This window comes from Rahnella sp. RcJ3 (assembly GCF_009498575.1).
GTDB classification, from domain to species: Bacteria; Pseudomonadota; Gammaproteobacteria; order Enterobacterales; family Enterobacteriaceae; genus Rahnella; species Rahnella aceris.
In genome coordinates, this window is the sequence record NZ_QSNX01000017.1 from 41,524 (window position 1) to 65,017 (window position 23,494).

The window sequence follows — 23,494 nt, forward strand, 5'->3', positions numbered from 1 at the left end:
CATTCATGTACAAAACAGACACAAACGTAACCTTGTCTTAAAAATTAGAGAATTCCCAATACTGACAGGGCCTGTAAAACGAGGGCGATCTGATACAGGTATTTTGTTTATACAACGAACCGGAATTCATCCTGTTTGTATTAAGGATAATAATGACCCAAAACCCAAAGCACATAACAACATCGTTCATATTTCACACACGATAATTACCCGTAATCAAAATTTTCATATGAAAATGGGGTTGCCACACACTTTTCTGATCTCCATCACCAGCGCCTCTGCGGCAGGTGAAAGCAGACTTCCGGCGCGGAAGGTCAGGCCAATGGCGCGGTGCGTATCGGCCAGATCCAGCGGCAGTTTAACCAGTTCGCCGGATTCAAGCTCATGCTCAAGCTGGCGGGCTGATACTGCTGCCAGCATGTCCGAACCGAGCAGCAGCCCACGCACAATCCCCAGATCACCGCTTTCCACCACCGGGTCCGGCGGCGGTATCCCCATGGCGGCAAAACTGTTATCCAGCAGGTGTCTTGCCGGGGTTTCAGCACGCGGCAACACCCAGCGCGCCTCGCGCAGAGTTTCCTGCGTGACATTTTCTGCCAGCAACGGATGTCCTTTTCTCGCCAGAATCACCATGCTTTCGGTAAACAATGTTTCTGTTGCCATATCAGCCGCATAATCACGGGATCTCAGCGCGCCAAAAATAAAGTCCACTTCGCCGGACCGCAGCTCGGACGCCAGTGCGCTGAAGGCACTTTCGTTGGTCACCACTTTCACGCCGCTGTAGCGCTGCGTCAGGCCGATAATCGCCTGCGGCAGTAAGCGCGTGCGCCCGAGTGGCAAAGCGCCAACCTGCACAGTGCCTTCCAGCACACCGCGACGGGCGGCAATGTCGGCGGGAATATGACGCAATTCATTAAGCGCACGACGCAGGTTCGGCACGATATCCTGCCCCGCAAGTGAAGGCATCATGCCATGCGGTGTGCGTTCCAGCAGCGCAACACCGGCACCGTTTTCCAGTACTTTCAGCGCAGCACTGACCGCGGGCTGGCTGAGGCCGAGCAGCGTGGCGACCGTCTGCATATGCCGGGTTTTACACAGAGAGATAAAAATTTGCAGACGCCGGACGTTAAACAGATACAGCGGTTCGGTATCCCCGCGCCTTTGCCCGCTTTTGCCCTGTAATTTCGCCAGCTGTGAGGGGATCTGCCGCAATTCGGCAATCGCACGTCGCGCACGCGGCAGCACGCATTTACCGAAATCCGTCAGTAGCATGCCGTTGGCATGACGTTCAAACAGCGGAACATCGAGGGACTGTTCCAGATCCCGTATCGCCCGTGTTACCGCAGATTGCGTGCGGTACAGCTCATCAGCCGCGCGGGATACACTTCCCTGGTCGACCACCTGACAAAATGCCCGTATTTGCATCAGGTTACTCAGCATCTCAGACTCTGCCATCCCCTTCTCCCTTCAGCTTTTTTTGCGTGACCTTTCCCTGCAATATAAATAAAACGCATACCCCCTGCAATCAAATGAATTACCCGTCGCAGACTCAGACTGACAGCATGGAACTCAGACTTTTTGAGAACAAAAAACCAAGGACATCTCCATGACTCAGCCAAAAAAAGAGAACACTAAAAGTGCATTAGTCGTCAGTGCCCACTCTGCCGATTTCGTCTGGCGTGCGGGTGGCGCCATCGCCAGACATACTCAGGCCGGTTACGCCGTGCACATCGTTTGCCTGTCGTTTGGTGAACGCGGTGAGTCTGCCAAACTGTGGCGCAAAGGCAATATGACCGAAGAAGTCGTGAAAGCATCACGCCGCGAAGAAGCCATGGCCGCCGCCGAAATCCTCGGGGCCAGTGTCGAGTTTTTCGATATGGGCGATTATCCGCTGCGCGCCGACAAGGAATCGTTGTTCCGTCTGGCCGATGTTTACCGCCGCGTACAGCCGCATTTTGTGCTGACCCATTCGCTGAAAGACCCGTACAACTACGATCACCCGATGGCGACGCATCTGGCACAGGAAGCGCGGATTATCGCGCAGGCAGAAGGCTATAAGCCGGGCGAAACCATTGTCGGTGCACCCCCGGTTTACTGTTTTGAACCACATCAGCCGGAACAGTGCGACTGGAAACCCGATGTTCTGCTCGATATCACTGATGTCTGGGACAAGAAATATCAGGCCATTCAATGCATGGCCGGTCAGGAACATCTGTGGAAATACTATACCCGCGTCGCCCAACAGCGCGGCGTGCAGGCCAAACGTAACGTCGGGATCACCAGCGCCAAACACATCGTTTACGGCGAAGGCTATCAGAGCCTCTTCCCGCGAGTGACGGAGGATTTAGCATGAGTCTGGTCGGCAAAAAAGGCGTCGTGGTTCGCCATATTCCACGGGCAAATAAAGCAGATGTATCGGCACTGGCGGCTTTTGGCGTGGCGACGGTACATGAAGCGCAGGGTCGCAAAGGCTTGCTGGATGCGGGCATCCGTCCGATACAGCAGGATTGTGCGATTTCCGGCAGCGCCGTCACCGTGCTCACCGCACCGGGCGATAACTGGATGTTCCATGTGGCAGTGGAACAGTGTCAGCCGGGCGATATTCTGGTGGTTGCGCCAACCTCGCCCTGTTCCGACGGCTTCTTCGGCGATTTGCTGGCAACGTCACTGAAAGCGCGCGGCGTGGTCGGGCTGATTGCCGATCTCGGCGTGCGTGATACCAAAACGCTGCGAGATATGGGTTTCCGCGTCTGGTCACGGGCCGTTCACGCGCAGGGTACGATCAAAGAAACGCTCGGCTCCGTGAACGTGCCGGTGGTTTGCGCCGGACAGTTAGTGAATCCGGGCGATGCCATTGTGGCCGATGATGACGGCGTTGTGGTCATCCCCCGCCAAGAGGTCGCGCAAGTGGCACAGGCCAGCCGTGAGCGTGAAGCGCTGGAAGAAAGTAAACGTGCCAGGATGGCAGACGGTGAACTCGGATTGGATATCTACAATATGCGCCCGCGTCTGGCAGAAAAAGGCCTGAAGTATTTCGATTCGCTGGAAGAACTGGAAAATGCCGCAAGGCGCTGAGGAGCCGATATGCCGCAGACCCGAATCCCCTGCCTGCTGATGCGCGGCGGGACGTCAAAAGGCGCATTTTTTCTGGCGGACGATTTACCGCACGAGCAGGCCTTACGCGACAATGTGCTGCTGGCGGCGATGGGTTCCCCCGATCCGCGCCAGATTGATGGCCTTGGCGGCGCCGATCCGCTGACCAGCAAAGTGGCGATTATCCGCCCTTCGGCACGCCCTGACGCCGACGTCGATTATCTTTTTGCGCAGGTTAATGTCGATAAAGCCGTGGTGGATTACGGACAAAACTGCGGCAATATCCTGGCTGCCGTTGGCCCGTTCGCCATTGAAAGGCAACTGCTGAGCGCGGTTGAAGGGATTACCCCGGTGCGGATCTTCATGGAAAACACCGGCCAGATTGCGACCGCTCATGTGCCGGTAAAAGACGCGCAGGTGTGCTATCAGGGTGATTTGCGCATTGACGGCGTACCCGGCACTGCGGCCAAAATCAGCGTGGAATTCGCCGATATCGCCGGTTCCAGTTGTGGCGCGTTGCTGCCGACCGGTAACGCCCGTGACACGTTTGACGGTATCGACGTCACCTGCATCGATAATGGCATGCCCGTTATTCTGCTGCGCGCCGCCGATTTCGGGCGCAGTGGTTATGAAAGCCGTGAACAGCTGGATGCAGACACGGAGCTGAAAAAACGCCTCGAATCCATCCGCTTACAGGCGGGCCCGAAAATGAAACTCGGCGATGTCACGCAGCGCACCGTGCCAAAAATGACATTAATTGCCGAACCGCGAAATGGCGGTGCCATCTCCAGCCGGACGTTTATTCCGCATCGCTGCCACGCCTCGATTGGCGTACTCGGCGCGGTCAGCGTCGCCAGCGCCTGCCTGATCCCCGGCAGCATCACCGAAGGGCTGGCACATACGCCGTCCGGCAACACGCCTTTAATCAGCGTGGAACATCCGGCCGGGGAATTCAGCGTGGAATTACAACTCGATCCGACAAAAACAGGGGCAGAACGGCTGGCTGGCTGTGCCCTGTTACGTACCGCAAGGCTGATTTTTGAAGGCCGTGTCGCCATCCCCGCCAGCGTCTGGGAGGGTCATCAGGACGATCAACAGGGATCTCATCATGAATAACGTGACCCGCATTACCCTCATCGGCCTCGGCGAAGTGGGCACCATTCTGGCAACGGATCTGAAAAAGCAAAATCCGGCACCGGATATCGTGGCGTTTGATAAGCTGACAGATTCAGCGGTTATCCGGCAGCGCGCCCGTGACGCCGGAGTGCATTTTGCGCCGTCACCGGAAGACGCCGTGAAAGGCAGTCAGATCATTTTCTCCGCTGTGACCGCCGCCGAAGCGTTGAATGTGGCCGGTGCCGTCGCCCGGCATCTCGCACCCGGTCAGTTCTTTCTCGATCTGAATTCAGTTTCGCCGCACACCAAACGCGAAGCGATGGCGCTGATTGAGCAGGCGGGTGGCAATTACATTGATGTCGCCGTCATGGCCCCCTATCCGCCTGCAAGGCTGAAAACCCCGTTACTGCTGGGCGGCACACATGTTTACGCGATCAATGAATGGCTGAATGAAAACGGATTTAACAGCAAAGTTCACAGCAACACCGTCGGAGAAGCCTCGGCGATAAAAATGTGCCGCAGTGTGATGATAAAAGGCCTGGAAGCGCTGACCGCCGAATGCCTGAGCGCCGCACGTCAGTACGGCGTCGAGAAAGAAGTGCTCGCCTCGTTGCACGCCAGCTTTCCGTCACTGGGCTGGGACGGACCGTTTCCGCATTATCTTATCAGCCGCATCGCTGAACACGGCAAGCGCCGCGCCGAGGAAATGCGTGAAGTGGTGAAAACACTGGAAGACGTCGGCGTCGCGCCCAACCTGAGCCGGGGAACCGTACTTGCCCAGCAGGGGCTGGTGGATGCGCTGGCCGCGAAGGGGATCAGGTATTCGGATCTGGAGCCGTTTGACTGGGGGAGGACAGTAGATCTTTTACGAAAATAAGTTGTCCCTTTCTCACCTGACCGGAGGAGAAAACCGGTCAACTCCCTCCCCTGCGAAGGGGAGGGTTGGGGTGGGGTATTACAGAGAAATCATAGCGTTGAAGTTTGCTTTGGCACGTTTTTACCCGGCGGATACTTCAACAATCGTTTCGCCATTAATACCCCCTCCCCGCCTCCCCCTTCGCAGGGGGAGGAGCTAAAACCAAACTCTGGTCAGATTTAACCGGCGTGCTTCCTTCCCTTCGCAGGGGGAGGAGCTAAAACCAAACTCTGGTCAGATTTAACTGGCGTGCTTCCTTCCCTTCGCAGGGGGAGGAGCTAAAAACTACACCCGCTCCGGCATAACCCGATGACACCTCGCCACCACGCCGCCCGCCCCATGCACAAGATCCTGCGGCATCTGACAACCATCCCCGGCCAGCGGACAACGTTCGCGGAAGTAACATCCCATCGGCAGGTTACGGTTGCTGGGTAATTCACCTTTCTTATCGACTATCCCTTCATCAAGCTGACGACCGGCGCGGGGAACCGAATCCAGCAGCAGACGGGTGTAAGGATGTTGCGGTTCGGACAATACTTTTTCCGCAGTGCCCAGCTCGACAATTTGCCCGAGATACATCACCGCCACGCGGTCACTCATGTGGCGAACAACCGACACATTGTGAGAAATCAGCACATAAGTCAGGTTGCGCTGGCGTTGCAGTTCCACCAGCAAATTAAGGATTTGCGCCTGCACTGAAATATCCAGCGCCGAGGTCGGCTCATCCAGCACGATGATGTCTGGCTCTGAAGACAGCGCACGGGCGATAGAAATACGCTGACGCTGACCGCCGGAAAACTCATGCGGCAGACGGTCGAGGTATTCCCTGCGGATCCCCACCTGCTCTGCCAGCGTCGCAGCCAGTTCACGACGCTCGCGGCTGCTGTTGTGTTTTTGCACGAACACCGGTTCGGTGATGATCCGCCAGACCGGCAGACGCGGATCCAGCGACGATTGCGGGTCCTGAAACACCATTTGCATACCGGAGCCGAACCAGGAATTGTCATGGCGTGCACGGTGCACTTCGCCGCTGCTCGGCTTTTGCAGCCCCATCAGCAACTGCGCCAGCGTGCTTTTCCCGCAACCGGATTCGCCGACAATGCCTAACGTTTCGCCGCGGATAATATTGAGATCCAGCCCGTTCAGCGCATGCACATAACTGGTGGGTTTGCCGCGCCAGTTATAACTGGCCGCGAACCGCACGCGCACATCCTGCAACTCTACCAGTGCCTCAGCCATCATCAGGAATGCTCCTCAATGCGTTGAATGTGGATGTCGCCGGCATAACGCTGCGGATGCCAGCACGCAACAGATTGCTGCGGAAAATGCGGCAACGAGGCCAGCGCCGGTGTCGCAATGCAGCGGTCATCGGCATGATTGCAGCGGCCACGAAACGCACAGCCCTGCGGCAGTTTTGCCAGATTCGGCACCGTGCCCGGAATGGCTTTCAGCAGGCTGCGCGGCTCGCCGTTTTCCGGTGCCGCCTGTAATAATCCGATGGAATACGGATGCGACGGCGTGTCGATCACATCCGTCGTGTTGCCGCTTTCAATGACGTGTCCGGCGTACATCACGTACACCCGGTCGCACAACTGGGACACCACCGCCATATCGTGAGTGATAAATAACACGGCGGTTCCGCTGGCACGGGCTTTGCGCTGGAGCAAACGCAAAACCTGACGCTGCACCGTAACATCCAGCGCCGTGGTCGGTTCATCGGCGATAATCAGCTCCGGCTCGCAGGAAAATGCCATGGCGATCAGCACACGCTGACGCATACCACCGGAGAGTTCGAACGGATAACGTGACATCACCTGCTCCGCATCGGCAATCTGCATGTCCTGCAGCAGGCCGATGGCTTTTTGCCACGCCTGTGCCTTGCTGAGTTTTTGGTGCAGACAAATGACTTCGCACATCTGACGGCCAATTTTACGCGTCGGATTCAGGGCGTTCATCGGCTCCTGGAAAATCATCGCCACGCGCGCGCCGCGCAATGTGCGCATCTGCTCCTCACTGGCGTGAATCACGTCGGTGCCGAGCATGCGTAACGCACCGCCGGTCACGGTAAAACCGTCAGGTGGCAGCAGGCGCATCGCCATCATCGCCGTGACCGATTTGCCTGAGCCGGATTCACCGACCACGCCGACGATTTCGCCAGCGTTCACTGAAAGCGACACCTGATTCAGCGCTTTCACTTCTCCGCCGTAAACCGGAAAGACCAGTTGCAGATTGTCGATTTCCAGTACCGGCGCCTGGGATTGTTCAGTCATCTCAGCGCCCTCTGCTTTTCGGATCCAGCAGGTCGCGCAGACCGTCGCCGAACAGGTTAAAACCGGTGGCGGTAATCAGAATTGCCACACCTGGAAAGGCTGAATACCACCATTGATCGAGAATATAATTGCGGCCGTTGGAGACCATCGCGCCCCACTCTGCGGTCGGTTGCTGAGCGCCCAGGCCGATGAACCCTAACGTTGCCGCCATCAGAATCGAGGTACCGATATCCAGAGAAGCCTGCACCACCAGCGGCGGCATCACATTGCGCAGCACGTGCCAGGTAATGAGATGCCAGCGTGACGCGCCGAACGTCCGCGTAGCCTGCATATAAGCCTGATGACGCAGCATCAGCGTCTGACCGCGCGCCAGCCGCACATAAAACGGAATGCGCACCACCGCAATCGCCAGCATGGCGTTAAACAAACTCGGCCCGAGCGCGGCGGCCAGCGCCATGGTTAATACCAGCGACGGCACCGACAGCATGATGTCCATACAGCGCATAATCAGCGCATCCACCACACCGCCGACCACGCCGGAAAAACAGCCAAGCAACGAGCCTGTCGTGCCCGCGATGATCACCACCGCCAGCCCGGCGGCTACGGATTGCTGGCTACCTATCAGCACACGACTGAACAGATCCCGCCCGACTTCATCAGTCCCAAACCAGTGCAGCGCGGAAGGTGCCTGCAAGCGGTCAGTCAGGCTGATGGCGTTAGGATCGTGCGGCACCAGCCACGGCGAAAAGATCATGATGAAAAGCACAATCAGCATGATCGCCAGCCCTAACATCGTCAGCGGACTGCGGCTCAGCAGATAGAATGTGCGCCGCCAGTTGGCAAAGCGCGGTTTGACATCTGGCGCCACGATGTCGGCCCGAGGATTATTGACGCCCGGTTCAATCACAGACATTGGCTCACCCCTCACGGCCGATGCGCGGATCGATCCACACATACAGTAAATCGACGCATAAATTGACGATGACGTAGGCAAACGACACCACCACCGCAAAACCCATCACCGCCGGGAAATCCAGCGCCTGAATCGAATTCACCACGTACGCGCCCATACCCGGCCAGGCAAACACCGTTTCGGTCAGCACCGCGCCATACAACAAATCGCCCATCGCCAGCCCAAGCACGGTGACCGACGGGATCAGCGCGTTCGGCAAGGCGTGGCTCAGGATCACCCGCCAGCGTGACAACCCGTTAGCCCGCGCCGTCCGAATGTAGTCTTCACTCAGTTGCTCAAGCATCGCCGAGCGAATTTGCCGCGCCACGATCCCCATGTGTACAAACGCCAGCGTCAGCGCAGGCATCGCCAGATGTTGCAGGCTGTTCCAGAAGGCGTCCCGGTTACCGGTCAGCAGGGAATCGAGCACATAAAAGCCGGTGATATTGGCGGGCGGATCCATCCAGTCATCCAGCCTTCCGCCGCCCGGCAGCAGGTTCAGATGCCCGTAGAACAGGATGATGACGCCCAGTCCCAGCCAGAACGCAGGCGTGGAAATGCCGAGCACGGAAAGCAGACGCACCAGATGATCCGGAAATTTATTGCGGTACACCGCCGACAACACGCCCAGCGGAATGCCGAGCACAATCGCCAGAAACAGTGCGCTGACCGCCAGTTCCAGGGTCGCCGGGAAGAACGCTTTCAGGTCTTCGAGTACCGGACGACCGGTACGGATCGACGTGCCCAAATCGCCGTGCAACAAATCGCTGACGTAACGGAAAAACTGCACGTAAAGCGGCTGATTCAGCCCCAGTTGCTCACGGATATGTTCGACCATTTCATTGCTTGCACGATCGCCCGCCAGCAGCCGCGCCGGATCACCCGGGATCATATGCGAGATGATAAAAGTAATGACGCACACGCCCGCCATCACCAGTATCAGACCCCAGCAGCGCTGGCGAATCAGAGTCCAAAAAGTCATAGTTTTTCCCCGTAAAACCCCTTTCAGGTCGTGAAAGGGGTTTTCGTGAATGATATTGCGGTTATTGCTTATGCATCTGACCAACATTGAAGACTTGCTCCAGCATCGGGTTGAAAACAAAGCCTTTGACGTCTTTGTTCATCGCCACCTGATAGTTTTTCTGGAACAAATACACGTATGCCGCTTCGTCGATAACGATTTTCTGCGCCTGCTGGTAATAGTCGGTGCGCTGTTTCTGATCGGTCACTGACACGGCTTTTTTCAGCAACGCATCAACGTCAGGATTTGAGTAGAAGGAACGGTTACCGGGCAGGCCTTTTTTGTCGGACTCAAACCAGTAGTTCATAAACATGTACGGGTCGGCGAAATCCGGGCTCCAGTTACCAATTGAGATGTCGTAATCACCCTGCCCGATGCGGTCACGCATGGTGGCGTTAGCCAGTTTTTCCAGCTTCACGTTAATCCCGGCCTGGCCGAGGCTGGCCTGCACGGAAAGCGCGATGGATTCCCAGTTCGGATCGTTATCGGAATACAGGAAGTCCAGCGTCTGCGGCTTGTCTTTGACTTTCTCCAGGTCAGCTTTGGCCTGCGTCAGATCTAAGGTGTATTGCTTCGCCGTCGGGTCGAAACCCCACATGCCATCAGGAATTGGCCCGCGCATTTGTTTGGCGTTACCGCCGAGAATGCCTTTCACCATGCCCTGATAATCCACGGCAGAAGAAATTGCGCGGCGTAAATCCACCTGATTCAGCGGCGTTTTGCCGTTATTGAGATACAGATAGGTCACGCGCAACGACGGGAATTCTTCCACGGCGACTTTATTTTCTTTTTTCAGGGCAGCCAGCTGGTCCATCGGCAGGGAATCGGCAATGTCCAGATCCCCGCGCGACAGTTGCAGGCGGCGGGTGGCGCTTTCACCGATAATTTTCACGGTCACACGTTTAAAGGCTGGTTTTGCGCCGCTGTAATGCGGATTGGGCACCAGCACCAGTTGCTGACCTTTTTGCCAGCGATCGAGTTTATAAGGGCCGGAACCGGCAGTATGTCCCGCCAGCCACGCCTTACCTTCATCGGCCGGATTGGCTTTGGCAATCGCCGGATTGACGATACCCGCGCCGTCATTCGCCAGTGTATAGAGGAATGGCGCGAACGGCGTTTTGAGCGTAAAGGTCACCGTCATCGGATCGACAACGGTCACCGTCATGTCTTTCGGGAAGGCTTCCGACGGCCCCTGACCGATTTTCATCAGTCGTTCGAACGACCATTTCACCGCATCGGCATTGACGTCGGAACCGTCATCAAATTTAGCGCCCGGCTTGAGTTTGAAGGTCCAGACCCGTTGATCCGGTGATGCCGTCCAGCTTGCCGCCAGATCCCCTTCAACCTGCGTCGAGCCTTTGCCGTCTTCGGTTTTATACTGCACCAGACGCTGATACGCCGGATACGTGACCGTCCAGTCGTTGTTGTCGATAGTCACCGCAGGATCCAACGTTTGCGGATCGGCTGCTTTACCAATCACCAGCATGTCTTTCGGCACGGCGGCCTGCGTGGCAAAACTTAAGCCTGACAAGGCGAGAAAAATGGCACCGGCGACCTGTGTTTTCGTATTTTTGCGGAACGTGTTGATTGCTGTGTTGCTCATCTGAGAACTCCTGGCTCTGTCAAAAAGTGATAAGAGACGTGCAATAATTACGCGGCATTAACCGGCGGATAGCAGCCGAACCGCTCTTCCAACAACGGATACGTTTTGGCATCCGGTAATTCAAAGTGCCACCACTCGCTGGTGATACCCTTAAAGCCCCCCGCCGCCATCACGGCGTTAAGCAGCAAGCGGTTACGCTGAATATGTGGCGGTAAATCAGGGTAAAACGGATGCGATACTTCGGTCATTTCATCGAAGCCCGCGCCCATATCCACCGCCTCACCCTGCTCATCCAGCAAGGTCAGATCCACCGCCACACCGCGGCTATGGTGCGAACCGAGTCTGATATCCACCACATAATCCGGATTCGGAAACGCCGCCCACAAACAGGCCTGCGCCGCCTGCGGCCGGTAAGCGTCATAGATTTTCAACGTGAATCCGGCCAGTTTCGCGACTTCGTTACAACGAACCAACGCCGACGCGGCATCGGGATGCAGCAGGCAGAGGGATTCGCGATAAATCGGCTGACCGGTCAGGTTATCGGCGGTGGCATATTTCAGGTCGATCACCGCATCGGGCAGAATTTCAGCCAGATCGATCAGGGCAACATCAGGTGTTTTCGTATTCATCAATAAATCTGTCCGCTGGTTTAGAAGTTCAGGATTCAAATTGTCCGAGCTGTTTTTGCAGGATGCGGTTATTCGCCAGGCGCTGTTCTACATCGTGACCGCGCAGTTCGAGCACCGCCGAGCACAACAGATTGAACAGGCAGCTTAGCGGCGCCATCGAGTCCCAGAACTGGCCGGTGTCGGTTTTCACCTGCAATAAATCCACCGGATAATCGCGCGCCCACGGACAGTAAATGTCGGTGATCAGTGCCACGTTCAGGCCGCGTTCACAGGCAGCTTCGCAATAAGTTTGCGCCATCTTCGAATAGGCACGGGTGTCGGTCACCACCAGATAAGGCTGCGCGAATTCCGAATTCAGGGATTCGACATAGGTGCCGGAAAGCCCGTCGGCGAAATAGACTTTTGGCCGTAAGTACTCGAGATAACTGGAGAAGTTGTTGGCAATGCCGCGTACCGACTGGATACCGAGAATAAACACCGCCTCCGCATCGGCCAGACGGCGGCTGACCTGTGCAAAACTGTCAGTTTGCGCCAGCCGATACACGTGATTAATGGCTTCGAGTTCGAGCGTCAGCGACTGTTGCAACTTTTCCTGCTGCGGCTGTTTGCTGCGTTCGCGATAAGCGCCCAGACGGTCGGTAACCACCCACGGCTGATATGATGTGCCGCTTTGCAGGCGCAGCGTTTGCTTGAAGTGATCGAGATTGCGATAGCCGAGACTGCGCAGATATCGCCCGACAGAAATGCCACTGGTCGCCGCGCTGCGCGCAATGCTGTCCGCCGTTTCAAACGGGATCTGTGCAAGATTTGCCAGCAGATAGCTGGCAATGCGTTTGCCCGTGGGTGTCTGCCCGGCAAACGAGGCTTCGATTTGTTCAATCACATCCTGCGCTGGCTGCATCAGTTAATCCCCTGTTGCTTCATTGTCAAAAAGCTAGCCGTTGTTAGTAAAATAACAATGCACGGGGTGTGCCAGTTTCGAAATATGAGTGAAATTTGTGCAGCAGATCTGAATTTATGACGATTTTATGGCCAGTGGCTGGCAAAAAACTTGCAGAATAACGGCCAGAATAAAACTTACCGATAACTCCTGCACAACAATCAGGCAACTTGTGAATACTTTTAGTGCAATACAGACGTGAAAAGGCGTGACGTACAGAAAAATGGCAGAGGTTTTAATCACTTTGCCTTAATAGTCAACAAGTTGAATATTAAGAAAGCAGTCAGACAACTTTTTTCGTTAACCCTTTGACATGCCCACAGGCAGTCGCTATTATTCGCCCCGTTCCAACGATTCCTCTGTAGTTCAGTCGGTAGAACGGCGGACTGTTAATCCGTATGTCACTGGTTCGAGTCCAGTCAGAGGAGCCAAATTCTTATTTTCATGCCACTTTGCGAATCCCTATATGATTCGAATTCAATGAGTTAGCGTGAAAAGTCTTCCCGATGCATTTTCAGTTTTCCCTCCGCATCGGGAGAATTTGGTGGTCAGATTTGGGGTCAAGTTGGTTCGATGACGGAGTGACCCCCAAATGTCTCTTAACGACACAAAAATCCGCAACTTAAAACCATCCGAAAAACCCTTCAAAGTCTCCGACTCGCACGGTCTATACCTTTTGGTCAATCCAGGCGGTTCACGTCTCTGGTATCTCAAATATCGTATCGATAGAAAAGAATCCCGCCTCGGTTTAGGGGCCTATCCCGATGTTTCTCTGGCTTATGCCCGACAACAGCGTGACGGTATCCGCAAGCTGCTGGCGCAGAATATCAATCCAGCACAGCAGCGCTCTGCTGAAAGAACCCCTTCCACACCAGAAAAAACCTTCAAACATGTGGCACTGGAGTGGCATAACAGCAACCGGACATGGTCAGAGAACCACGCAACCCGCCTGCTTGCCAGCATGAACAACCATATCTTCCCGATAATTGGACACCTGCCGGTCACAGAACTGAAAACCCGCCATTTCATCGACCTGCTGAAAGGGATTGAGAAAAAAGGTCTGCTGGAAGTCGCAGCACGTACCCGGCAGCATATGTGCAACATCATACGTCATGCCGTACATCAGGAGTTGATAGAGAACAATCCGGCAGCAAATCTGGACGGTATCATCGCCCCTCCCATTAAACGCCACTACCCTGCCCTTCCGCTGGAGCGACTGCCGGAACTGTTGATTCGCATTAAGGACTACCAGCAAGGACGAGAGTTAACCCGCCTGGCCGTATCACTAACCCTGCACCTTTTCATCCGTTCCAGCGAACTGCGTTTCGCCCGTTGGTCTGAGATCGATTTCAAAAATAGAATCTGGACCATTCCTGCCACTCGCGAGTCCATCCCCGGTGTCCGCTACTCTGGGCGTGGTGCAAAAATGCGTACTCCACATATCGTTCCACTCTCCTGTCAGTCTATTGCTATTCTGAAACAGATACGGGAAATATCCGGGCATCAGGTGTTGGTATTCCCCGGCGATCACAATCCGTATAAACCGATGTGTGAAAACACGGTCAACAAGGCGCTACGCCTGATGGGTTATGACACAAAAGATGAAATCTGCGGCCACGGGTTTCGGGCAATGGCCTGTAGTGCCCTGATGGAGTCTGGGCTGTGGCCGCAGGATGCGGTTGAACGGCAGATGAGTCACCAGGAGCGTAACAGCGTTCGAGCGGCTTACATCCATAAAGCAGAATATCTCGATGCCCGTAAAGCGATGATGCAATGGTGGTCGGATTATCTGGATATGTGCCGGAAAGAGTATGTGCCGCCTTATATTTGTGGGAAGGAAATCAGTTACACAATGAGATAGCCCTTCTGACAAAATAAACCTCAAAAAAAGCCGTATCAGTCTGTACTGGTACGGCATTTTTCTGGCTTTAATTCGGAGAAATTGTTAAGCCGTTTATGAGCATCTTCAACCGGATTAACTTGCGTGAATCGAAAGTGTGAGGTCCTCTTCTTATACAAAACTATTCACGGAAACGGCTTAGGTCTGTTATGAGCTGGGAGAAACGGACGTTACCTGCCTGTTCAATTTGATGATACAGGGGAGATCCCAATTATCGATTCAATCCGCACAGCCAGGTCGCTAGCACGGATTCTTTCTTAATTTTCCCTCCAGTTATACACTTTAGTTATTCTGTCCAGCGCCAACCATCCGGCAGTGGCAAGGCCAAATTGGTGGCAGCAATCTAGGGTTAAGCAGTAGCAAAACTGCAAAGCCTGCTATGTTGTATATTCTAGTGACAAGTCGAGCTTTAAGGGGTTTATATGAGCAAGTCGCTTGAAGCAATCCTTTCGGTACGCCGCGCGGAAGAAGATGAAGCAGAATTAGTGCGTGAGATAGTGTGTGCTGCCTATTCCAAATGGATTTCGGTTATTGGTCGCGAACCGACGCCCATGACGGCTGATTTTAACAAAACCGTCCGTGAGCATGATATTAATCTCGCTATTGTCGCAGGGGAAGTTGTCGGCCTGATCGAAGTATGGCCAGGTGCCGATCATTTCTGGATAGAAAATATAGCGGTCCATCCGCACTGGCAGGGAATGGGGATCGGGCGTACATTGCTGGCGCATGTTGAAAGTAAGACTGCTCAATCGATGCTTGGGGAAATCCGCTTGCAGACGAACGAGGCGTTCGAGGCGAACATCGCACTATATACAGCGCTCGGATATAAAATCGATAGACGTGAACCGTTCAAAGGTGGCACGACCGTTTTTATGAGTAAAAAACTGACCACGGTATAAAGTTCTCTTGGATAATTTTAACGTTGGTTTCTGACTCTGATCTGCCCGGTGAAGGATTAAGGGCAGTTATCAGCGAAAACATTTATTTTTCAAGTAAATTTTAGCGATCAGTACATTTTTGAAATTTAAAATCATGTAAGTAAGTTTAATTTGAAGTCTTTCCTAATTTTATTGAATGCCAACTCACAAAGATATTCAGCTTCCTTGGGAGTTTCTGCGATAGAAAATATAAATCCTATCATCGAGTTTTTGTGTATCACCTCACCTGACCTAGCAATTATTCTCGATTCAAGAATATCTGGCAAGTTATCTTTAATCCAGTTTGGTGTAAAATCTGAAGGTAAAATTTGCTCAGCATTGCTGAACAAACATAAAGAACTAACAGCTGTATTTTTTAAAGCTTTAGGTGGAACTGTAGGTTGACCTGCAAAAATATTTAACAAGTATTTATAAATATTTTCACCACCGGTTACATTTCTATAAATTACTTCTAAAGGCCCTCCCATAATTCTTGGGTTTATTTCAACTAAAATAGGCTGACCATTTTGAATTATCAACTCGACATGCGCCATACCCAAATCTAAACCCAGTGCATCAACAACAGATTCAGCATATTTAGTTACTTTTTTGTAAAGATCTTCAGATATGCCACTGGGCATCCCAGAACCTAGTTCGAAAGCATCATTCAATAAACTACGTTTTCTAGAGGTAGTCATAAATGCTTCAGACTTATTACCTAAACAAGCAACTTCAACTGATATAAGCTCACCATGTATATATTGTTCGATCAAAAAACCGCGTTCAGTTATAAAGTCTTTTTTATCTGAGAGCAAAGACTTCAAGGTATATCGAGCTTCGTCGTAATTTTTTACGATGAATGCGTTCAGGCTGAGTTTGCCAAATGAAGGTTTAATTACAGCAGGATATTTCCCAGTGTACTTATCTAAGTCGTCAAGTGTAACTAAAATCTCGCAAGGTACTGATGCTATATAGTTTGATTTTATTATTTTCCGACAAATAAATTTATTCCTGCAGTTCATTAGCGCGGTGTAATTAGTTGACTTAATATTTAATTTTTTGGCAATCCAGGTCGCAAGTTCTGCCGTTAAATCCTCTAAAGGTAAAATAAAGTCAAAAGGTTTTTTTATATGAAGTTTAGCAATTATATCTAAAATATAATTTTTATCCTCTAAATGAGGAACTGATATTATTTCATTGGATTGTTGAGTCAGCGAAATATTTTCAGGGGTTTTAGGCCAAGGAGAGTAGTCGTCAATTTGGACAAAGGTAACATCAAACATCATGCTTTTAGCTGTGGGGATAGATTTTAAGCCAGATTGATTTGATTCTATAATTAATATATTCATTGATTCACCTATGAATTAGAAAACACCCTTCCCAAAGAAGTAAATGCTTCAATAAGTTCTGGTTTTGGAATTGCAAAAGAAACTCTAATGTGGCTTTGGTCAACACCAAACGCTTTACCTGGGGATACAACAATTTTATTTTTTTTTAATAATTCGTAGAATGAAAAATCTTCAATCATAGATGATCTCATAGTATTTTTTAACCATATAAATACTCCCCCACGCGGATACATAATAGGAGAAACACCATGCTCATAAAGGATGCTTAGTGCTAAATTCATATGTTCGTTTAGTCTTTCCCTAAGAATCATTAGGTTAGTTTCGTAGCCAGAATTCAAGGCATTGAATGCACGTACCTGTCCACTTATAGGGGCACTCATTGATAGAATCCAATGCTGTTTCATAATGTTGCGAATTACTTCACTATCTCCGATTAAATATCCAACACGTTCTCCAGCTAATTGCAGTGTTTTAGAGAAACTTTTTACAATAACCATTGTATTATTTCTTGTTTCCGAAGCATAGAATGGCCTGCGAGTTTCATAGAAAATATCTGAATATACTTCATCTGAAATAAATAAAGCATTCTTTGCAGTTGACTGTTCTATAGCAGTAGATACTAATTTTTTATTTGGAACCATCCCTGTTGGATTATGTGGAAAGTTCCAAATTATTGCTTTGTAATCTACTTCGGCTAACTCAGAAATAGAGTCAGTTAACTCTATTTCTGAGTTACAGTTGTAAAGATAAGGTGTAAGTCCGAATCTATTTATCAGGCTTAAATAGGGAGGGTAATAAGGGCGAGGGCACGCTATTACAGAACCGATCGGTAAATGTGAAAATATAGAGGCTAGAGCCATAGAGGCGCCAGTTGTAACGGCCACTTCTGAAGGTGAAACTTTGTGGAGTGCTGCTAACGCATCACACAAATATGGTTGACCAAATGGATTGCCATATCTTGAAAAGATAGAGCTTTCATCATTTTGATCTAAAACTATGTGTCCCAAACTGAGATCATACATCTTGGCAGCCCTCTAAATGTAAAAAAGATATACCACATTCGTCGATGGGAATTTCACAGTAAAATTTATTACTATGATGAAGTTTATCAATAATTTTTTTGTAATTTAAAAATACATTTTTAAATTTAGCGACTGAGCAATCATGTGCAAGTATAAACTTATTGCTTGGTGGCTTCTCTAAGATTGACTTAAGTAACTCATTATAATCATCTTTTCCGTTTAATGGGTTGTCAATATCAATGAAATATATACTGCTTTTGCCATCATCTTCCGTAATAAACTCTTTGGCATCCATTAAGATATGTTCTATATTTGAATTTTTATTGATCTTATTAAAGTTTTCGGTTGAAATATTTAAATATTCCTCATTAATATCAACACAACTTAACAAGATATTATTAGAACCTTTATTTGTTTTTTTATGATAGTCTTGCGCGCCACAAAGGATCCATGCTGATGCATAACCCGTATAGCTTCCTAAAGATATGATTGATTCAGGGACAGTTATCCAACCAAATGCGTAAAGAAGCCTACACATAGCAGGAGTTATAGTTGTTGAAAGAATATTAAAGTTTTGATTTATCTCTTTTCCGGCAGAAGAAAAAAAGGCCCAATCTACAGATTGATTAGAAGAGATCCTCAACCCATCATTGGATAAGTTTTCCAATAGTCTATCAATAATACCCTCAACTGTATTCATTAGATTCGCCTTATAGCTCTATTGATTTAATCAGTTGTACTAGAGCATTCAAAATAAGAATTTCTGAAGTTTCAAGATCAAAAGATGCGGAGCGCGGATTAGGAATAGGTATAATCCTTTCTGCCGGTAGCGCACCAGTTGATACAAGTATACTGTATGTTTGTTCAGCCGTCCGTAGTGTGGTCAGATTGTCCGTGCCTACAGAAAAACCTGCAAAATATTTACCTTTAAGAACTGTCTCAGGTTCTAGTGAGTCATAGTGAGCTCCACAAATTAAATCTATAAGATTTTTAAAGCATCCTGATACTCCGCTCCAGTAACCTGGTACTCCCAGAAAGACCCCTTTGGCTTTAACTAGATCAGTTAACAAGTTATTTAAATCTAAGCTATTATAAAGTTTTGTTTCTCTGGCATCAAAAAAAGGCAGGTCCATATCTCTAATGTCATAATATTTAAAACTATCATAATGAGGAGTTACTTTTTCAAGTGCATTGTTTAAAAGTGTGCGTGTTGCACTGTTACCCTGTACAGAAGGTGCAGGTTTTCTAGTTGCATTTATAACAACAATCATCGATGGCCTCATGATTAAGCTATAGCAGGATTAACTAACTGCTTGTTCAGATTACTTACAGGAATATCCTCTAAATCAACCTCGGGTATATAAGCTGGAAGTTTCCATAATGGAGATAATGGTGTGCATGAATTTTTACTAATTTTATCCTTTATATCGACTACATGTTCATCTAAACCCAAGGAATTTAGCATGTCAAAGTAGTAGTTTATCTCTGAATACTTACCTAAAGCGATTAAGGTGGAAATTACTCCTGTAACATGACTTATAAGTCCAGAGCCCAACCTTGCTGCATATGTTATGTCCAAACCTTCCTTAAATATAAAATATGCTTTGTTATAATTTTGAGTCATAAAGTAATAATAACCAATAAGCCTTTTAACATGATCGGCCATAAATGGACAACTTAATACCTCGTCAGCTTCAATGACTCGAGAAATATGTAGAAAAGCCCCATTGAAATCCTTTGCTCTCATCCTTAAACCGGCCATCCGGTAATTTATTGTCATCTGGCCTCTAGCACTTTGCTGGTCTCTTAAAGCAAAACGTTCAAAAACATTTTCAAATACGCTTATTGCAGCATTATAATCACCGCGCATTTCCATCAAAAAAGCTGCATTTGCCAGTAAATTGAATCTTAGATATGCACTTGCTGGATTTTCAAGCTCGCTTATTAGCCAAAAAGCTTCATTAACAAGCGCGAAGGCTCGTTGATAATCGTCATCATTTTTTGTTTTCTTCCACGATAACGCGTTTAAGAGAGCAATTCCATTTTTTAACCATGCTTGTTCAACTAAAACTTCTGGTGTCTTTGGTACCTGTTCTAGATATCGCATTCCTTTTTCATATTGCGTTAGTGCTAGATTTGAATTGTAGAGGCGTTTGGCGTATATCAACCCAGCCATGTAACAAATTTTAGCTTTTGTGACAGGATCTGAGGTAATTATTTCGGCCTGTTCGGAATAAGAAATAGCTTCTATATAAGAGCCTGTATTAACAGCACTTAAAGACAGCAGTCTTAAAGACTCTGATTTCTCTTGAGGATCTTTCGTACAATCATGAAGTTCCTCAGCCCAATGGAAACAGCCATCATAGTTCTGCATAACAAGCGCACGACTAATATCTAAAACATTTTTTGGCTTTGAAGATTTAAGCACTTTAACAGGCATCGATGTATCATATTTAGCTTGGTAAAGGGGCGGATAGTTAACTTGGGGCTTAATAATCACATGAAAAATTTGTTTTAATAAATTTGATCTTGGAGTTGATTTTGTTGCTAATTCACTATTTTCTAAATAAATTGATCTTGAAACATCTCCTCCGCCCCAATGCCATTTCAACTTTTCTGTATTAGGTAGTAATAAAACTGCCCTACAAAGTATTTTCAATGATGGGCGATCAATTTCATCAAAATCTTGAACAATAGCATCAGTTATTTCACTCCCGCAGAGTACCCTGTTCAGTTCTTTAGCAACCTGGTCAATTACAGTTGCCGTATAGACGCTTTCACGACTAATTCTTCTTAATACAGCAAACTGGACAGCATCAGCAGTAAAATTGCTATCGCTTAAAGCAAAATCCTCTGATTGTGAGTCACTTACTGTTCGAACTTGAGAAAGTAGAGCCTGGATACTATCGCGGTATGACGGAAATTGGTTGTAAAGTTGATTTAGTAACGTGATGATAAACGAGAATGTTTCATGGCTTTGCTGCTGTATTTTAAACTCAATCTTTGATTTACTCTCTGGGATATCAATTGGACTTAACCATAATTGTCTCTGCGAAGAAGTACTGAATGGAGCAAGAATTAGCGGTAATGCCTTCATGTCCATCTCCCTTTTAAATCAGTTAGTTATTTAAAGGGGAGATTTCTCTCCCCGAACACAACTACCATGCAATTGCGCGAACAGCCAGATTATCATCGGCCTTAGTTGAAGTACGAGCAGATGCTACCATTTTCTCTAGATCTTTGAGCATTTGTACGGAATTGGAAACGCTTTTTGCAGAAACTTTAGGGTTGTTTTTTGCAGTATTCATAGCAATATTCCTTTTCATAGGTTAGAAAACTTAGTAGTTGTCATTCCTAAAGCACACCCCAAATGAATGCTGGAGTGATTTAGTCTTTCGGGCTGACATATTAACTAATACATCAAAACTTTTTTAAAGTTGTAATTTTTACATTTTAAGATGTAAAGAAATGTAAACAAAATAAATGCCATTAATTATAAGTTATTGTTATTTGCTTTTTCTTCTATCTTGTACATATTATTTTGTTAAACGTTGATCATAGGATGTGATGTAAAATCACTTTAATGATAACTTGCTGTTTTATAAATTTTTTTAAAGGTAGTTAACATTGGAGGCTGAGATGAAAAACAGCACATATAGTCTTAGTTGGGTCTGTGCTGTACTAGGCGCTAGCTCACCAATATCACTTGCTTTGCTCGCTCCTGCTTTACCTGTAATAGCTAAGGCTATATCAGCCACACCAAAAGAAGTTCAAATTTCTACTGCTATTTACTTGTATGTTTTTGGAGTTTCCCAGCTCTTTGTTTATGTTATTGTATACAAGTTCGGTGAAAAAATTTCACTTAAAATTGGTTCGGTCTTGTATTTGTTAGCTACCTTACTAATCTTTGTATATAACAAAATTGAAATACTTTATGTTGTTAGAGCATTACAGGCACTAGCAACATCGATAATCGTTATATCCTCACGTGCAGTTATTAGAAAAAAAATCGATAAAGACTTTATATCTAGAGCATTTTTCATCTCAGGGGTAACTTTCTCCCTATCGCCAATCCTTGGACCAATACTCAGTGCCTTTGCAACTACTAACTGGGGATGGTACTCACCATTCTTTTTACAAATTTTCTTTGGCGTTATTTTCTTGATATTGAGTGTCAGTGCAGTACCTAGTACCGAAAAAGTAAAGTTCCAAACAACCGTCAGGTCAGGTCTTAAATTCATCTTCCTTGATAAATACTTCCTTAAGTACTCATTCGTAGCTAGCTTGGCCTTTGCAGGAATATTTTCTTTTACAGTTCTCGGGCCCTTTATTTTTGAGCAAGACTTACATTTGCCTAGCTATGCCTATGGTTATATAGCACCACTGAGCGCAGTTGGATATTTGATGATTTCAATTATGAATCTCATTATGCCTGGTCTCATAATTTTTAATAAACCATTTCATTTTGGTATTGGTTTTCTACTACTCAGTTCTCTAATTTTGTTATTTTTCGTGTTTCTTGCAGAAGCAACTTTTCTGCTCGAAGCATTTGTATTCAGCGCTTTTTTGTGGAATGCAGGATGCGCATTGATTTTTCCCCCGTCGTTCACAAAGTGCTTGTCAAAATTTCATCAGGATGCGTCCAAAGCTGTATCAGTCTTTGGTTTCCTTCAGTTTATTATTTCTTCAATTGCAACATCTATTGTTTCATTAGTGGTTTTTAAACCGATTTTTACTTTAAGCTTTGCTTTTACAATAATAACCTTTCTCATTGTGATTATTTACTTTACCAACTCTCAAGAAGAGGTGCATAATTGAAAATATTAATTATTGGCGCAGGGTCAATTGGAGTTCATGCAGCCTTAAATTTTATTCATCAAGGTCATACAGTCACAATAGTTGACAAAGTATTGTTAGACGGTTCTTTGGCTGACCAGGTAGAAATCAAAAATTCTTTTTTAGTGATGAACATTAATGATTACAATAATGTTTCAAGAGTATTCCAAGACTTTAGCCCAGAAATAGTAATACATACTGCAGGTGTAATGGACTCTAAAGTTAATTCTAATGCTGTTGCTGCATTACAGGTTAACATTGTTGATTCTTTAAACATTTTCGACGAGTGTGAAAAGAATTCTGTCAAAAAAATCCTATTTACCAGCAGCCTTGCTGTATATGACTTCAATAACCAGAATTTTGATTTCGATGAGTATTCTCCTAAAACATCGACCAATATGTATGGTCTCGGAAAACTAATTTGTGAAAATTACTTGAACAAAATTGCTCTGAGAAGCAATACGAAAACTTTGTCTCTGAGATTTTGTGGTGTTTATGGTGCTGGCGACTTTGTTGGTGGTGCTTGGATGGGCAGATACTTAAAATCTATTGTCCAGAATATTCTTAATGCTTCTTCTGGTACGAAAGTTATAGTTGAGGAAGATGTAATTGGTAATAATGAATATTTATACATCTCTGATGCAGCAAAATCTTTATATCACTTTGCATTTAATGATGCTACAGGAGCTCTGAATATTAGCCCAGGAGAAATTACAAGTTTTCAGGAACTAGTATCGACACTGCAACAAGTCAGGCATGATATTTGTATTGACATCGTTGGTAGTAAAAAGTGTTCTGTAATTCTTAATAGGAGTAAGCCGTTAAGCACTACCCTTTCTCGGAAATGGGGGTTTGATTGTGATTACAGTTCCTTCGAAAAAGGTTTTAGAGATTATCTTTCATACCATATGATTAATAATGAGGAATGAA

Annotated in this window: 22 protein-coding genes and 1 tRNA gene; 9 read left to right on the plus strand and 14 right to left on the minus strand. The window is 48.0% G+C overall.

What is annotated here, in order from left to right:
* Positions 1-225: 225 nt before the first annotated feature.
* Positions 226-1,455: a LysR family transcriptional regulator gene (locus DXU84_RS19635; RefSeq protein ID WP_013575972.1), complete on the minus strand. Its 1,230-nt coding sequence runs from the start codon at positions 1,453-1,455 to the stop codon at positions 226-228.
* 151 nt (positions 1,456-1,606) lie between these two features.
* On the opposite strand from DXU84_RS19635, the gene galB reads away from it, so the two are divergent.
* Genes galB through DXU84_RS19655 form a run of 4 tightly spaced genes read left to right on the plus strand, consistent with a single transcriptional unit; the run spans position 1,607 to position 5,086 of the window.
* Entirely contained in the window at positions 1,607-2,353 is a 747-nt protein-coding gene (galB, locus tag DXU84_RS19640) for a 4-oxalmesaconate hydratase (protein ID WP_153376536.1), read from the plus strand.
* Positions 2,350-3,075 (plus strand): 4-carboxy-4-hydroxy-2-oxoadipate aldolase/oxaloacetate decarboxylase, encoded by a 726-nt coding sequence (locus tag DXU84_RS19645; RefSeq protein ID WP_013575974.1) that lies wholly within the window; start codon positions 2,350-2,352, stop codon positions 3,073-3,075. Before galB ends, DXU84_RS19645 begins: the two co-directional genes overlap by 4 nt.
* Positions 3,076-3,084: 9 nt before the next feature.
* Positions 3,085-4,209, plus strand: a complete 1,125-nt coding sequence (locus tag DXU84_RS19650; protein WP_153376537.1) for a 4-oxalomesaconate tautomerase — start codon at positions 3,085-3,087, stop codon at positions 4,207-4,209.
* Positions 4,202-5,086 carry an NAD(P)-dependent oxidoreductase gene (locus DXU84_RS19655; RefSeq protein WP_153376538.1) on the plus strand — a complete coding sequence of 295 codons (885 nt, stop codon included), beginning with the start codon at positions 4,202-4,204 and terminating at the stop codon, positions 5,084-5,086. The genes DXU84_RS19650 and DXU84_RS19655 overlap by 8 nt, the downstream gene beginning before the upstream one ends.
* 324 nt (positions 5,087-5,410) lie before the next feature.
* Here DXU84_RS19655 and DXU84_RS19660 read toward each other — a convergent pair whose 3' ends face one another.
* The 7 genes from DXU84_RS19660 to DXU84_RS19690 all read right to left on the minus strand — a co-directional run bounded on the left by DXU84_RS19660 (position 5,411) and on the right by DXU84_RS19690 (position 12,501).
* Positions 5,411-6,367: an ABC transporter ATP-binding protein gene (locus DXU84_RS19660; RefSeq protein ID WP_119261753.1), complete on the minus strand. Its 957-nt coding sequence runs from the start codon at positions 6,365-6,367 to the stop codon at positions 5,411-5,413.
* On the minus strand, positions 6,367-7,395 hold the full coding sequence (locus tag DXU84_RS19665) for an ABC transporter ATP-binding protein (protein WP_119261754.1): 1,029 nt from the start codon (positions 7,393-7,395) through the stop codon (positions 6,367-6,369). Before DXU84_RS19665 ends, DXU84_RS19660 begins: the two co-directional genes overlap by 1 nt.
* A 1-nt stretch (position 7,396) precedes the next feature.
* Positions 7,397-8,308: a D,D-dipeptide ABC transporter permease gene (gene ddpC, locus DXU84_RS19670; RefSeq protein ID WP_112152523.1), complete on the minus strand. Its 912-nt coding sequence runs from the start codon at positions 8,306-8,308 to the stop codon at positions 7,397-7,399.
* 4 nt (positions 8,309-8,312) lie between these two features.
* On the minus strand, positions 8,313-9,329 hold the full coding sequence (locus tag DXU84_RS19675; protein ID WP_015690085.1) for an ABC transporter permease: 1,017 nt from the start codon (positions 9,327-9,329) through the stop codon (positions 8,313-8,315).
* A 61-nt stretch (positions 9,330-9,390) separates the two neighbouring features.
* On the minus strand, positions 9,391-10,971 hold the full coding sequence (locus DXU84_RS19680; protein WP_131637888.1) for an ABC transporter substrate-binding protein: 1,581 nt from the start codon (positions 10,969-10,971) through the stop codon (positions 9,391-9,393).
* A 47-nt stretch (positions 10,972-11,018) separates the two neighbouring features.
* Positions 11,019-11,600 (minus strand): D-alanyl-D-alanine dipeptidase, encoded by a 582-nt coding sequence (gene ddpX / locus DXU84_RS19685; protein WP_013575982.1) that lies wholly within the window; start codon positions 11,598-11,600, stop codon positions 11,019-11,021.
* Positions 11,601-11,628: 28 nt separating this feature from the next.
* Positions 11,629-12,501 (minus strand): MurR/RpiR family transcriptional regulator, encoded by an 873-nt coding sequence (locus DXU84_RS19690; RefSeq protein ID WP_119261755.1) that lies wholly within the window; start codon positions 12,499-12,501, stop codon positions 11,629-11,631.
* Positions 12,502-12,895: 394 nt separating this feature from the next.
* Here DXU84_RS19690 and DXU84_RS19695 point away from each other — a divergent pair.
* The 3 genes from DXU84_RS19695 to DXU84_RS19705 all read left to right on the plus strand — a co-directional run bounded on the left by DXU84_RS19695 (position 12,896) and on the right by DXU84_RS19705 (position 15,339).
* Positions 12,896-12,971: transfer RNA gene (locus tag DXU84_RS19695), tRNA-Asn, on the plus strand.
* 161 nt (positions 12,972-13,132) lie between these two features.
* Positions 13,133-14,401, plus strand: coding sequence for an integrase arm-type DNA-binding domain-containing protein (locus DXU84_RS19700; RefSeq protein ID WP_153376539.1), 1,269 nt, complete (start codon positions 13,133-13,135; stop codon positions 14,399-14,401).
* Positions 14,402-14,862: 461 nt separating this feature from the next.
* Positions 14,863-15,339, plus strand: a complete 477-nt coding sequence (locus DXU84_RS19705; protein ID WP_153376540.1) for an N-acetyltransferase — start codon at positions 14,863-14,865, stop codon at positions 15,337-15,339.
* Between the two features lie 131 nt (positions 15,340-15,470).
* On the opposite strand, the gene DXU84_RS19710 is transcribed toward DXU84_RS19705, so the two are convergent.
* From DXU84_RS19710 to DXU84_RS19735, 6 genes are all read right to left on the minus strand, one after another.
* Entirely contained in the window at positions 15,471-16,706 is a 1,236-nt protein-coding gene (locus DXU84_RS19710) for an acetyl-CoA carboxylase biotin carboxylase subunit family protein (protein WP_153376541.1), read from the minus strand.
* 8 nt (positions 16,707-16,714) lie between these two features.
* The gene (locus tag DXU84_RS19715) at positions 16,715-17,728 is read right to left on the minus strand and encodes a pyridoxal phosphate-dependent aminotransferase (RefSeq protein WP_153376542.1); all 1,014 of its coding nucleotides are present in this window, start codon (positions 17,726-17,728) and stop codon (positions 16,715-16,717) included.
* Positions 17,721-18,428 (minus strand): hypothetical protein, encoded by a 708-nt coding sequence (locus DXU84_RS19720; RefSeq protein WP_153376543.1) that lies wholly within the window; start codon positions 18,426-18,428, stop codon positions 17,721-17,723. The genes DXU84_RS19715 and DXU84_RS19720 overlap by 8 nt, the downstream gene beginning before the upstream one ends.
* 10 nt (positions 18,429-18,438) lie before the next feature.
* A complete protein-coding gene (locus DXU84_RS19725; RefSeq protein WP_194286523.1) occupies positions 18,439-18,999 on the minus strand; it encodes an NAD(P)H-dependent oxidoreductase in 561 nt (186 codons plus the stop codon).
* Positions 19,000-19,013: 14 nt separating this feature from the next.
* Positions 19,014-20,825: a hypothetical protein gene (locus DXU84_RS19730; protein WP_153376545.1), complete on the minus strand. Its 1,812-nt coding sequence runs from the start codon at positions 20,823-20,825 to the stop codon at positions 19,014-19,016.
* A gap of 61 nt (positions 20,826-20,886) precedes the next feature.
* Positions 20,887-21,036 (minus strand): hypothetical protein, encoded by a 150-nt coding sequence (locus tag DXU84_RS19735; protein WP_153376546.1) that lies wholly within the window; start codon positions 21,034-21,036, stop codon positions 20,887-20,889.
* A 331-nt stretch (positions 21,037-21,367) separates the two neighbouring features.
* Between DXU84_RS19735 and DXU84_RS19740 the strand changes: the two genes are divergently transcribed.
* The gene (locus DXU84_RS19740; RefSeq protein ID WP_153376547.1) at positions 21,368-22,546 is read left to right on the plus strand and encodes an MFS transporter; all 1,179 of its coding nucleotides are present in this window, start codon (positions 21,368-21,370) and stop codon (positions 22,544-22,546) included.
* Positions 22,543-23,493: an NAD(P)-dependent oxidoreductase gene (locus DXU84_RS19745; RefSeq protein WP_153376548.1), complete on the plus strand. Its 951-nt coding sequence runs from the start codon at positions 22,543-22,545 to the stop codon at positions 23,491-23,493. Before DXU84_RS19740 ends, DXU84_RS19745 begins: the two co-directional genes overlap by 4 nt.
* Position 23,494 lies beyond the last annotated feature (1 nt).